This is a genomic window from Schumannella luteola (assembly GCF_013408685.1).
In the GTDB taxonomy this organism is placed as follows: domain Bacteria; phylum Actinomycetota; class Actinomycetes; order Actinomycetales; family Microbacteriaceae; genus Schumannella; species Schumannella luteola.
Window position 1 is genome coordinate 3,467,569 of record NZ_JACBZY010000001.1, and the last position, 12,709, is coordinate 3,480,277.

General features: G+C 71.4%; 11 protein-coding genes. 5 read left to right on the forward strand and 6 right to left on the reverse strand.

Going from position 1 to position 12,709, the window contains the following annotated elements; all coding sequences use genetic code 11:
- The first annotated feature begins 36 nt into the window (after positions 1–36).
- Together BJ979_RS15925 and purU are read left to right on the forward strand one after the other, a co-directional pair.
- Positions 37–849, forward strand: coding sequence for a DeoR/GlpR family DNA-binding transcription regulator (locus tag BJ979_RS15925; protein WP_179569423.1), 813 nt, complete (start codon positions 37–39; stop codon positions 847–849).
- Positions 850–930: 81 nt separating this feature from the next.
- Positions 931–1,791 carry a formyltetrahydrofolate deformylase gene (gene purU / locus BJ979_RS15930; RefSeq protein WP_179569425.1) on the forward strand — a complete coding sequence of 287 codons (861 nt, stop codon included), beginning with the start codon at positions 931–933 and terminating at the stop codon, positions 1,789–1,791.
- 76 nt (positions 1,792–1,867) lie between these two features.
- Here purU and BJ979_RS15935 read toward each other — a convergent pair whose 3' ends face one another.
- The 5 genes from BJ979_RS15935 to BJ979_RS15955 form a co-directional block, all read right to left on the reverse strand.
- Positions 1,868–4,957, reverse strand: a complete 3,090-nt coding sequence (locus tag BJ979_RS15935; protein ID WP_179569427.1) for an alpha-mannosidase — start codon at positions 4,955–4,957, stop codon at positions 1,868–1,870.
- Between the two features lie 70 nt (positions 4,958–5,027).
- Entirely contained in the window at positions 5,028–5,867 is an 840-nt protein-coding gene (locus BJ979_RS15940) for a carbohydrate ABC transporter permease (RefSeq protein WP_179569429.1), read from the reverse strand.
- A 1-nt stretch (position 5,868) separates the two neighbouring features.
- Positions 5,869–6,807 carry a carbohydrate ABC transporter permease gene (locus BJ979_RS15945; protein WP_425502495.1) on the reverse strand — a complete coding sequence of 313 codons (939 nt, stop codon included), beginning with the start codon at positions 6,805–6,807 and terminating at the stop codon, positions 5,869–5,871.
- Positions 6,804–8,192, reverse strand: a complete 1,389-nt coding sequence (locus tag BJ979_RS15950; RefSeq protein ID WP_179569431.1) for an extracellular solute-binding protein — start codon at positions 8,190–8,192, stop codon at positions 6,804–6,806. The genes BJ979_RS15945 and BJ979_RS15950 overlap by 4 nt, the downstream gene beginning before the upstream one ends.
- 204 nt (positions 8,193–8,396) lie before the next feature.
- Positions 8,397–9,701, reverse strand: coding sequence for an ROK family transcriptional regulator (locus tag BJ979_RS15955; protein WP_179569433.1), 1,305 nt, complete (start codon positions 9,699–9,701; stop codon positions 8,397–8,399).
- A gap of 126 nt (positions 9,702–9,827) precedes the next feature.
- Between BJ979_RS15955 and nagA the strand changes: the two genes are divergently transcribed.
- From nagA to BJ979_RS17775, 3 genes are all read left to right on the forward strand, one after another.
- Positions 9,828–10,973, forward strand: coding sequence for an N-acetylglucosamine-6-phosphate deacetylase (gene nagA / locus BJ979_RS15960; protein WP_179569435.1), 1,146 nt, complete (start codon positions 9,828–9,830; stop codon positions 10,971–10,973).
- A gap of 73 nt (positions 10,974–11,046) precedes the next feature.
- On the forward strand, positions 11,047–11,472 hold the full coding sequence (locus BJ979_RS15965; protein WP_179569437.1) for a VOC family protein: 426 nt from the start codon (positions 11,047–11,049) through the stop codon (positions 11,470–11,472).
- Positions 11,473–11,582: 110 nt separating this feature from the next.
- Positions 11,583–11,840: a winged helix-turn-helix transcriptional regulator gene (locus tag BJ979_RS17775; protein WP_179570461.1), complete on the forward strand. Its 258-nt coding sequence runs from the start codon at positions 11,583–11,585 to the stop codon at positions 11,838–11,840.
- Positions 11,841–11,903: 63 nt separating this feature from the next.
- On the opposite strand, the gene BJ979_RS15975 is transcribed toward BJ979_RS17775, so the two are convergent.
- Positions 11,904–12,674 carry a glucosamine-6-phosphate deaminase gene (locus BJ979_RS15975; protein ID WP_179569439.1) on the reverse strand — a complete coding sequence of 257 codons (771 nt, stop codon included), beginning with the start codon at positions 12,672–12,674 and terminating at the stop codon, positions 11,904–11,906.
- Between the last annotated feature and the right edge of the window lie 35 nt (positions 12,675–12,709).

Here is a 12,709-nt window from a genome sequence, read left to right on the forward strand (position 1 = left end):
CATGACTGCTCGCTTCTTCGCTGACGGGCCTGCACGATGACCCTCAGCCCACCCGAGCGCCCCGCCGCCTCGGGCAAGCGCTCACGGCGCATGCTCGCGATCCTCGAGCTGCTCGCCGAGCGCGAGAGCATCGAGCTCGAGGCCCTCGCCGCCGAGCTCGCCGTCTCGCCCGCGACCGCGCGCCGCGACCTCGCCGACCTCGCCGACCAGCGCCTGCTGCTGCGCACCCACGGCGGCGCCCGCCTGCTCGAGAGCCGCACCGAGGTTCCCGTCGCGCTGCGAGACAGCCGCAACCAGGAGGCGAAGCGCGCGATCGCGACCGCCGTCGCCGCGCTCGTGCCGAAGCAGCGCTACGCGGTCGCGCTGAGCGGCGGCACGACCACCGCGTCCGTCGCCCGCGCGCTCGCGAGCCACGGCGAGCTGACGATCGTGACGAACTCGCTGACCATCGCGCAGCTCGTGACGACGCATCCGCAGCTCAAGGTGATCATGACCGGCGGCGCGCTGCGGCACGAGTCGCTCGAGCTCGTCGGCGTGCTCGCCGAGAACACCTTCAAGGCGATCAACCTGGGCATGGCGATCCTCGGCGCCGACGGCGTCAGCCCCTCGGGCGGCGTCACGACGCACGACGAGACCGAGGCGCGCACGAACTCGGCCATGGTGCAGCACGCGCAGCGCGTGATCGTCGTCGCCGACGGCTCGAAGCTCGGCCGCGCCGCCCTCGCCCCGGTCGCGACGCTCGACGAAGTCGATCTGCTCATCACCGACGAGACGGCCGACCCGGATGCGGTGGCCGCGCTGCGTGCCGCCGGGCTCGAGGTGCGCATCGTGCCCGCCGCGCGCGGCTGAGCCCGCACCGCATCCGGCACACCGCGGCCGTCGACGCGACACCGGCGGAACCGCGCCCCGACCGGCCCTAGAGTTGCTCGGGTGACCGCCAGCCCCGCCACGCACTGGATCCTGACCCTGGTCTGCGACGACCGCCCCGGCATCGTGCACGCGATCAGCGGCGCCGTGGTCGAGGCGCGGGGCAACATCACCGAGTCGCAGCAGTTCTCGAGCGACGACACGGGTCGCTTCTTCATGCGCCTGCAGGTGGAGTCGGAGGCGAGCCGCGACGAGTTCGTCACCGCCCTCGCGCCGGTCACCGACCGCTACGCGATGGACTGGCAGCTGGATGTGGTGAACCGCCCGCTGCGCACGCTCGTGCTTGCATCCAAGGCCGGTCACTGCCTCAACGACCTGCTGTTCCGCGAGCGCGCCGGACAGCTGTCGGTCGAGGTGCCGCTCGTGCTCGCGAACCACGCGGAGCTGGGCTCGCTGGCCGAGTTCTACGGCGTGCCCTTCGAGCACCTGCCGGTCACGAGCCCCGACGAGAAGGCCGCCTTCGAGCGGCGCGTGCTCGACGTCGTCGAGCAGCACGACATCGAGCTGGTCGTGCTCGCGCGCTACATGCAGATCCTCTCCCCCGAGCTGTGCGAGAAGCTCGCCGGGCGGGCGATCAACATCCACCATTCCTTCCTGCCGGGCTTCAAGGGCGCGAATCCCTACAAGCAGGCGCACGCGCGCGGCGTGAAGATCATCGGCGCGACGGCGCACTTCGTGACGAGCGACCTCGACGAGGGCCCGATCATCGAGCAGAACATCGTGCGCGTCGATCACACCCGCTCGCCGCAGCAGCTCGTCGCGATCGGTCAGGACGAGGAGAGCCGCACGCTCACCCAGGCCGTGAAGTGGTTCTCGGAGCACCGCGTGCTGCTCGACGGCGCGCGCACGATCATCTTCCGCTGAGTCGGGCTCGGAGACGACAGACGGGGGCCCCGCCAGCACACCCCCTGTGCTCGCGGGGCCTCCGCCGTCTCACGGATCAGGCGCGCGGGATGCGCACCGTCACCAGCTCGAAGGGACGCAGGTTCAGCTCGAGCGCGTCGTCCGAGGTCGCCCCACGACCGCCGTCCGTCGCGGCCGCCCCCTCGAGCGCGCGCTCGAGCAGGTCGGTGCGCACGGCGGCGCCGGCGGCGAAGCCGGGCTCGAGGCGACCGGCGGCACGGCCGCCTCGCGCCTCGTAGAGCCGCACCACGACATCCCCCGACCCGTCTTCGGCCAGCTTGACCGCATCGATCAGGATGGATGCCGACGCCGGTCCCGTGACCTTCACCAGCGGCTCTGCGGCGAGCGCCGCGCCGGCCGCCTCAGCGCCGTCCGCGCTGCCGGCTCCGCCCGCGACCGTGCGCAGCGGCAGATTGACGCGGTATCCCGCGCCGATGCCGTCGAGCAGCTCGCCGGGCACGATCACGTGGTGGAACACGTGCCGCCCCTGGTCGGCGTGCGGGTCGGGGAAGGTGGGCGCGCGCAGCAGCGACTCGCGCACGAGCGTCGTGGTGCCGCCGTCGTCGCGCGTCGTGCGGGTCACGTCGTGGCCGTAGACGCGGTCGTTCGCGACGGTCACGCCGAAGCCGGGCTCGTCGACGTGCACCCAGCGGTGGGCGCTCGTCTCGAAGCGCGCCATGTCCCACGAGGTGTTCGCGTGGGTGGCGCGGCGCACGTGGCCGAACTGCACCTCGCTCGCGGCGGTCGCGGCGTGCACGTCGAAGGAGAAGGCGAGCTTGAGCAGCTTCTGCCGCTCGTGCCAGTCGATCTCGGTCTCGATCTCGAGGCCGCGGCCGTCGCCCGACAGCGCGAGGCGCTGCACGATGCTCGACTCGCCGACCGTGCGGTGCAGCACGACCGTGTCGCCCTCGATCGTCAGCGACTCGGTGCTGACCGCGTCGATCGGGATGCGCTGGTAGGCCGCGTCGATGTCCCACGCGTCCCACTGGTTCGGGGTGTCGCGGAAGAACTGCAGCTCGTTGCCGCGCCCTCCCGGCGCGATCGCCTCACGACCGGCGCCGGCAGCGCCGTCGCGCCGCACGAGCGACACGAGGTGCCCCTCGCGGTCGAGCCGCGCGGTCAGGCTGTCGCTCGCCAGCTCGGCTCCGCCGTCATCCGTCGCGGTGACACGGGTGGATGCGCGGCGCACGACGCCCGCCGAGAGCGCCGGGATCCCGTCCACCTCGACCGGGCTCGCGTTGAACGCGACCGGCTCGCCGGCGCCGGTCGAGGCCTCCGCGCCCCCGCTGAGCGTCCCGAGCGCGTCGCCGATCAGCCCCTCGAGGCTCTCAGCCACCGCGGCGTAGTTGCGCTCCGCGTCCTGGTGCACCCAGGCGATGGACGAGCCGGGCAGGATGTCATGGAACTGCTGCAGCAGCACGGTCTCCCACGCCTGACGCAGCGCATCCGCCGGGTAGGCGGCACCGGCCCGCACGGCCGCCGTCGCCGCCCACAGCTCCGCCTCGCGCAGCAGGTGCTCGCTGCGGCGGTTGCCCTCCTTGGTGCGCGACTGCGAGGTGTAGGTGCCGCGGTGGAACTCGAGGTAGAGCTCGCCCGACCAGACCGCCGGCTTCGGCAGCGAGGCGCGCGCCTCGGCGAAGAACTCGTCGGGCCGCTTGAGGTCGACCTTCGCCGAGCCGTCGAGGTCGTGCTTGCGATGCGCGGTCTCGATCATCTCGCGGGTGGGTCCGCCGCCGCCGTCGCCGTAGCCGTAGGGCACGAGCGACAGGTCGCTGACGCCGCGCTCGCGGTTCTGGCTCTCGGCCCGGGCCAGGTCGGTGCCCGAGAGATCGGAGTTGTAGGTGTCGACCGGCGGGAAGTGGGTGAAGATGCGCGTGCCGTCGAGCCCCTCCCAGAGGAAGGTGTGGTGCGGCATGACGTTGGTCTCGTTCCACGAGATCTTCTGGGTGAGGAAGTTGTCGCTCGCCGAGGCGGCGACGATCTGCGGCAGGCCGGCCGAGTAGCCGAAGCTGTCGGGCAGCCAGACCTCCTTCGTCTCGACGCCGAACTCGCGCAGGAAGAAGCCCTTCCCGAACACGAACTGACGGGCCATCGCCTCGCCGCCCGGCATGTTGGTGTCGCTCTCGACCCACATGCCGCCGACCGGCACGAAGCGCCCCTCCTTCACCCGCGCGCGGATGCGCTCGAACAGCTCGGGGTAGCCCTCCTTCATCCAGGCGTACTGCTGGGCGCTGGATGCGGCGAAGACGAAGTCGGGGTAACGGTCCATCAGGTCGAGCACGTTCGAGAAGGTGCGGGCGACCTTGCGGCGGGTCTCGCGCACCGGCCACAGCCAGGCGGAGTCGATGTGCGCGTGGCCCACGGCGACCGTGCGGTGGGTGCTGCCGGCGGCGCGGTCGGCGAGTACGCCGGCGATCTCCGCACGGGCGGCCGCGGCCGTCGCGCTCACGTCGTCGGGGTCGAGCACGTCGATCGCGCGCTCGAGCGCGCGCAGCAGCCCGGCACGACGCGTCGAGTCGACCGGCAGGTTCTCGAGCACGCCGAGCAGCGTCCACACATCCCGCTCGAGCGCGAAGGCCTCACGATCGAAGACGCCGAGATGCGCGCCGGTGAAGCGGTAGATCGGATCGCGCGGCGCCGTGGCGAGGTCGCCGAGCGGCGTCGGGGTGTTGCTCCAGTCGCTGCCGACGTCGGGGTTCGACGCGGCTTCGATGTAGAGCGTGAAGCTCTCCCCCGGCCCGGCGGGCACCGGCACGAAGGTGTTCTTCGGCTCGAGTCCCTTGACGACGACGCCGTCCTCCGACCAGATCAGCCCCTCCGACTGGAAGCCGGGGCCGCTCGGCAGGAAGCCGAGGTCGGCGACGAGCTCGATCGCATCCGCCGGCCAGTCCGCGGGAACCGTGCCGGTCACCCGCAGCCAGGTCGTGCCCCAGGGGCGCCCCCACATCCGCCCCATCTCGAAGGGCTCGAAGGTCTGGCCGACGGCCTCGGCGAAGGGCACCGGCTCGCCCGGCGCCTCCCACGCCGTCACCTCGACGGGTGCGGTCGCGGAGTAGGCGGCGGGCAGGATGCGCTCGCGGTAGCTGCGGCGGATGCGCGCCTCGATGAGCGCGGCGGTGTCGTGCATGGGTGTCTCCCCGGATGGTGGATGGATCAGGTGATTCGAGGTCGGAGGTGCTCGGCGGCGCCCGCCCGGGTCAGCCCTTGACCGCGCCCGCAAGCGCGAAGGAGCCGCCCGAGAAGCGCTGCACGAGCACGTACAGCGCCAGCACGGGCACCGAGTAGAGCAGCGAGAACGCCGCCAGCTGGCCGTAGGCGACGGCCCCGTAAGCGCCGAAGAAGTTGTAGATCGTGACCGCGGCGGGCATCTGCCCCGGATCGGTGATGAGGATGAAGGGGACGAAGAAGTTCCCCCAGGCCTGAATGAACACGAAGATGAACACCACGCCGATGCCCGGCCGCATGAGCGGCACGACGACGCGCAGCAGCGTCGACAGCATCGACGAGCCGTCGGTCCAGGCCGCCTCCTCGATCGAGATCGGCACCGAGTCCATGAAGTTCTTCGCCATCCAGATCGCCATCGGCAGGCTGGTCGCGGCGAGGAACAGGATGATGCCGGGGAACGAGTTGAGCAGGTCGAGGGCGACGAACAGGCCGTAGACGGGCACCATCATCGCTGTGATCGGCAGGCAGGTTCCGAACAGCACCCCGTAGAGGAACGGCCGGTTGATGCGCAGCGAGTAGCGCGACAGCGGGTAGGCGGCGAGCACCGCCACGACCACCGTCAGCAGCGCGGTGCCGGCCGAGATGATGAGGCTGTTGCCGAGCGGGATCCACGCGTTCTCGGGCGTGAGCACCTTCGTGAAGTTGTCGAGCGTGAACTCGGGCGCCTTCGCGGTGAGGGTCGCGCGGGTGTCGAAGCTGGCGAGCACGAGCCACACCATCGGCAGCAGGAACGCCACCCCGATGAGCACGAGCACCAGGTTCGAGACGATGCGCAGCCCGCGGCCGCGCGGCGAGGTCAGGGCGAGCGACATGTCAGTCGACCTCCGGCTTCAGGGCGCGGATGTACACGATCGAGCACAGGGCGCCGACGACGAGCAGGATGAGCGCGATCGCGGTGCCGAAGCCGAGCTGGCCGAAGGAGATGCCCTCCTTGTAGGCGAGCAGCGGCAGCGTCGACGAGTTCGTGCCCGGCCCGCCGCCCGTCATGACGTAGATGAGGGTGAACACCGACAGGGTCTGCAGCGTCGTCAGCATCAGGTTGGTCGAGATGCTGCGGCGGATCATGGGGATCGTGATGCGGATGAGGCGCTGCCAGCCGGCGGCGCCATCCACCTCGGCCGATTCGGTGATCTCCGGCGGCACGTCGTTGATGGCCGCCGAGTAGACGAGCATCGAGAACGCGGCGCCGCGCCAGATGTTGGCGAGGATGACGGCGAGCATCGGGAAGCTGTAGAGCCAGCTCGGTCCGTCGATGCCGATCGCCGCGAGCATCCCGTTGAGGGTGCCCGCCTTCGTGAAGAAGGCGTAGGCCGCGAAGGAGGCGACGATCTCGGGCAGGATCCACGCGCCGACGACGATCGTCGACACGAGGGCCCGCACGACCTTGTTGGCGCTGCGCAGCATGAGAGCGAGACCGAGGCCGAGCACGTTCTGGCCGACGACGGCCGAGAAGAACAGGAAAACCAGGGTCAGCACGACCGACTTCGGGAAGTCGGGGTCGGCGAACAGGTCGGTGAAGTTCTTGAAGCCGATGAACTCGGCGCCGGCCGCGGCGGAGCCCGACAGGGCCGAGTTGGTGAAGGCGCCGAAGACGGCGCTGATGACGGGCCCGAGCAGGAAGATCGCCAGCAGCACGATGGCCGGCAGCAGCGGGGTGCCGCGCAGCAGGTTCCGGCCGAGCCGGCCGCGCCGGCGGCGGTCCCCGGAGGGACCGCCGCCGAGCACGGCGGGCGCGGCAGCGCTCGCCGTCACTTCGTGGTGTTCTTCTCGCCGACGATGCCGACGACGGATTTGTCCCAGTCGGCCGCGGCCTCCTTCGGACTCTGCTGTCCGGTCATCACCGCCTCCATCGCCTTCTGGATGTCGAGCGAGATCTTCGAGTAGTCGGCGGTCGCCGGTCGGAAGTTCGTGACCGGCACGATCGAGCTGAAGAACTTGAACGAGGGGTTGGCCTCGGCGTAGGCCGGGTCCTCGGCGACGTCCTTGCGCACCGCGATCTGGCTGGCGGCCACGTCGTAGGCGAGCGAGTTCTCCTTGTTGAGCGCGAGCGAGATGAAGTCCCAGGCCGCGTCCTTGTTCTTGCTCTTCGCGCCCATGGCGAGCGTCCATCCGCCCGACATGCTCACCGAGCCCGGGTCCTGGCCGTCCTGGGTCGGCATCGGCGCCTGGCCCATCACGTCGTTCCACTCGGGCCAGGGGGCGTTGCCGTCGGGCAGCCAGGTTCCGCTCTGCCACGAGCCGTCGAGCGAGATGGCGAGCTTGCCCTGCGGCAGCCACTCCGACGAGATCGTCGTGCCGATGTTCTTGTCGAGCGCCTGGTCGGGCGTCGGGCCGAGGTCGCCCTGGTAGACGTCCTTGATGAACTGCAGCGAGTCGGTGAAGCCCTTCGAGCCGGTCACCCACTTCTTGCTGTCGGTGTCGTAGAGGGTGTCCTTCGTGCCGTAGAGCAGCATTTCGAAGCCCTGCATCGACGAGGCCTCGCCCTGGGCGGTGCCGGAGTAGATGTTGAACGGCACGACGCCGGGCAGCTTCGCCTTCACGGCCTTCGCCGCATCCAGCACGTCGTCCCACGTCTTGGGCTGCCAGGGCACCTGGATGCCGGCCTTCGTCAGCAGCTCCTTGTTGTACCAGAGGGCGCGGGTATCGGTTCCCATCGAGATGCCGTAGGTCTTGCCGTCGTCGCCGAGGCCGGCCTGCTTGGCGTTGCCGAGGAACTGATCCCAGTCATCCCACTTGTCGATGTAGCCGTCGAGCGGGGCGAGGTAGCCGGCGTCGACATCCGACTTCACCTGGAAGGTGTCTTCGTACATCACGTCGGGCGCGGTCGAGCTCGACTTGTTCATGAGCGCGAGCTTGGTGAAGTAGTCGGTCTCCTGCGCGGCGATCGGCACGAGCTCGACCTTCATGCCGGGGTGGGCCTTCTCGTACTCGGCCTTGACCTTCTTGAGGTTCTTGTCGAGCTGGATGAAGTTGCCGAACTTCTGGTAGGCGACCTTGATGGTCTTGCTGTCGCCTCCGCCGCTGCCGGAGCAGCCGGTGAGCAGCAGGGCTCCTGCGGCGATGGTGGCGAGAACCGCGAGTGCGCGCTTCGGCGCGGTGACGCGGCGTGCTGTGTTCCTGAGTGCTGGTTTCCTCATCGAAACTCCTCGGTGTGCACGGCACCCGTCGGCGAGGAGTCGGCGCAGCGCGATCGGAGTCGGTGCTGCTGGTGATGCATTCGCGGGGGCTTCGTCGTCGCCGCGGGCGGGGGTGCAATAACTAAAACCGATGTACTTAATGCCTGTCAAGAGTTCGCGCACGGTCGGTCTGCCGATCGACCGGAGGAGGCGCGGCTGCGCGGCTCAGGCCTGGGCGGCCAGCAGCAGGTTCGCGGGGCGCGGCGAGTAGAGCGCATCCAGCACCTGGCACGCGGCGCCCACCGCGGTCACATCGGCTCCCGCGGCGCTCGACACGATGCGCACCGGATGCGGCGTCACCAGCGCCGGCGAGGTGCGCACCGCGCGCTCGACCCGCTCGAGCAGCAACCGCTCGACGGGCTGCCAGAACGGGCCGCCGCAGACGATCCGGTCGACGTCGAGCAGGTCGGCGAAGCGCACGAGCGCCGTCGCCACGTCGTCGGCGAGCGCCTCGATCAGCGCGACCGCGACCGGCTCGCCCGCCTCGGCGCGGTCGGCGAGGGCGCCGAAGGAGTCGAAGAGCTCGCGCGGGTCGTCGAGCGCGGGGCCGGCAGGGGCGGCGCCCAGGGGCTCGGCGCCGCCGGCCGCGGCTGCACCCCCGCTGTCGCGCTTTCCGCCGGCCGCGCGCTGCACGAGCCGCAGCGGGCTCGTCTGCTCGCCGAGGCATCCGGTGCGCCCGCATCCGCAGGGCACGCCGCCCTCCGAGCTGTCGCGCACGATCGTGTGGCCGATGTCGCCCGGGTTCGCCGAGGCGCCGCGCACGACGGCATGGTCGAGCACGATGCCGAGGCCGACGCCCGAGCCGTAGTAGAAGAACGCGAAGTCGTCGCCGTCGTGCCCGGTCTGCCCCCAGAGCTCCGCGGCGGCGGCGGCCGTCACATCCTTCTCGAGCACGACCGGCATGCCGAGCCGACGAGCCAGGTCGTCGCGCAGCGGCACTTCGCTCCAGCCGCGCAGCAGCGGCGGATCGTCGACGACGCCCCGCTCGCGGTCGATCGGCCCGGGGGCGGCGATGCCCACTCCGAGCACGCGCTCGCGCGGCACCTCGAGCGTCGCGGAGGCCTCGGCGAGCAGCGACTCGATCGCCTGCTCGATCGCGTCGAGCACCTGGGTCGGTGACACTGCGACAGGGGTGCGGTGGATGCGGCGTGCCACCACGGCCCCATCGAGATCGGTGAGCACGAAGGAGATCAGAGCGGGATCGAGGTGCACGCCGATCGCGTAGCCGCCGCGCGGGTCGAGACGCAGGATCGTGCGCGGCTTGCCCCGGCCGTTGACCTGCTTGCCGGTCTCGAGCACGACCTCGTCGTCGAGCAGCCGGCGCACGACGTTGCCGATCGTCTGCGGGCTGAGCCCGGAGGCGCGGGCGAGCTCGACGCGACTGAGCCCGTCGGGAGCGCGGCGGATGAGGTCGAGCACGACGGCCTGGTTGAAGCCGCCGACGGCGAGCAGGTTGGTGCCGCGGCGCATCGCCTCCCCCTCCTCGATCGTCGGGCCGATGCCGGTCGCGGTCGTGTCGAGCGAGCGTCTCCGGCGGCACCCGGGTGGGCACGCTGGACAGTATGGCCCTCGCGGGGCGGTGGGTAGAGTTCCGCCATGAGTGTTCTGCTGCACTCCGGTCGCCGTGTCGATGCGCGCGGAGAGGTCGATGACGCCTGGTTGCTGCTCGAGGGCGAGCGCATCACGAGCACGGGACGCGGAGTTTCCTCAGCGCCATATGCCGACGAGAGCATAGATGTCGACGGGGCGCGCATCCTGCCCGGTTTCGTCGACATCCACGGGCACGGCGGCGGCGCCGCAGCCTATGACGCGGGCGGCGAGGAGCTGGAACGCGCCCTCGCCGCGCATCGACCGCACGGCACGACGCGACAGGTCGTCAGCCTGGTCGCGAACCCGCTCGAGCAGCTCGAGGCGAGCCTGCGCGGCATCGCCGAGTTGAGCCACCGCGACCCGCGCGTGCTGGGCGCGCACCTCGAAGGCCCGTTCCTCTCCCCCGCCCACAAGGGCGCCCACAACCCCGAGTTCCTCATCGACCCCTCGGCGGATGCGGTCGGGCGCCTGCTCGCCGCGGCCGACGGCACGCTGCGGCAGATCACGATCGCCCCCGAACTTCCCGGAGCCCTCGAGGCGATCACGCGGTTCAGCGCCGAGGACGTCGCCGTCGCCGTCGGGCACACGGATGCCGACGCCGCGCTCGTCCGCAAGGCCTTCGACCACGGCGCGCGACTGCTCACCCACGCCTTCAACGCGATGCGCCCCATCCACCACCGCGCGCCCGGCCCGGTCGTCGCCGCCCTCGATGACGAGCGCGTGGCGCTCGAGCTGATCCTCGACGGCACCCACGTGCATCCCTCGGTCGCGCGGATGCTGTTCGCCTCAGCCCCCGGCCGCGTCGCGCTGGTGACGGATGCGATGGCCGCCGCCGCAGCGGCCGACGGCGACTACCGCCTCGGCAGCCTCGATGTCGAGGTGCGCGACGGGGTCGCCCGCATCGCCGGCACCGACACGATCGCGGGCTCGACCCTCACGCAGGACACGGCGCTGCGCCTCGCGCTGCGCGAGCTCGACCTGCCCCTGGCCGACGTGTCGGCGGCGCTCTCGCTCACCCCGGCCCGGGCGCTCGGCCTCGACGACGACTTCGGGCTGCTCGCCGCGGGCCACGCCGCCGATGTCGTCGTGCTCGACGACGACGATCGCGTCAGCCGCGTCTGGGCCGCCGGCGTGGAGGTCGAGCGCGACTGACGAGGTGCTCGCTGTCGGGGACTTCGGCGTCGGGCTGTTGACGGCGCACTTGCATTTTGCAAGTATCGCCGGCATGAGCCTCTTCATCACCTGCCCGGTCGCCGACATCGAGCGCGCGACCGCCTTCTACACGGCTCTCGGCTGGACGCTCAACGCCGAGATGTCCGATCACAACGTGTCGTGCTTCCAGATCGCGACGAGCGAGGCCGACCCCGCCGCCGCGCAGTACGTCATGCTCGGCACCCGCGAGATGTACGCGAGCGTCGGCGGCACCGACGACCTCATCGGCGGTCCCGACACGCCGTCGAAGGTCACCGTCTCGTTCGACCTGCCGAGCCGCGAGGCCGTGGATGCGCTGGTCGAGCGCGCGGGCGCGGCCGGCGGGCGGGTCGGCGACATCGACGACTACCCGTTCATGTACCAGCGCCAGTTCGACGACCCGGACGGCTACCACTACTCGCCGTTCTGGATGAAGCCGGACGCCGCGCCGACCGCGTGAGCGGGCTCGACGACGCGGGGGGCCGTCGCCGTGACGGTCCCGACCGCGACGCCGACAGCGCATCCGACGCCGCCGATGGCCCGTCTCCCGGTCTCGCCGCCGCGCTCGACGTGGTCGGCGCCCGCTGGGCGCTGCTCATCGTGGCGCGACTGCTCGACGGACCGCAGCGCTACGGCGACCTGCAGCGCGACCTCGGCGTGCCGACGAACATGCTCGCGACCCGCCTGCGCGAGCTCGAGACGGCCGGGGTGCTGACTCGGCTGCCCCTGCGCCACAACACCCGCGCCTACGCCCTCACCGAGCGCGGCCTCGCCCTGCGCGGCGCCGTCGAGACGCTCTCCCGCTGGGGCGAGCAGCTCGACGGCTGAGCTGCGAACGGCAGGGGGCCGCGTCGTCCACCGCGATCGAGTCGATGCGGCGGGCACCTTGCCTCACACCTCGAACGGCAGCCGGTTGTCCCAGGCGAAGCGGTAGTAGTCGGCGTGCTGCAGGCGCGAGGCGGCGGCTTCGTCGACGATCACGAGCACCTTCGGGTGCAGCTGGATCGCCGAGCCGGGCGACGAGGCGCTGACCGGCCCCTCGACCGCACCCGCGATCGCCCCGGCCTTGGCCTCGCCGAAGGCGAGCAGCACGAGCTGGCGCGCGTCGAGGATCGTGCCGAGGCCCTGCGTGAGACAGTGTCGCGGAACCTGGTCGGGCGAGTCGAAGAAGCGCGCGTTGTCGGCGCGCGTCGCCTCGGTCAGCGTCTTGATGCGGGTGCGGCTGGCGAGCGACGAACCGGGCTCGTTGAAGCCGATGTGCCCGGTGCGGCCGATGCCGAGGATCTGCAGGTCGACCCCGCCGGCCGCCGCGATCGCCGCCTCGTAGCGCTCCCCCGCGCCCGCGAGCTCTCCGCCGTCGTCGCCGGGCACGTGCACGTGCGACGGGGTCAGGCCCAGCGGCTCGACGACCTCGCGGGTGATCACCGCACGGTAGCTCTCCGGGTGCCCCGCCGGCAGCCCGACGTACTCGTCGAGCGCGAAGCCGCGCGCGGCCGACAGGTCGAGCGAGCGGCGGGCGAGCGCCGTCCAGGTCGTGAGGGGCGTGGATCCGGTGGCGAGTCCCAGCACCGCGTCCGGGCGGCGCGCGACGAGCCGGGCGATCTGCTCGGCGGCCAGCTCGCCGGCGGCCTCCGCGTCGGGGACGATCGCGATCTCAGCCATTCGGGTTCTCCATCATCTTCGGGGCGATCCGCTCC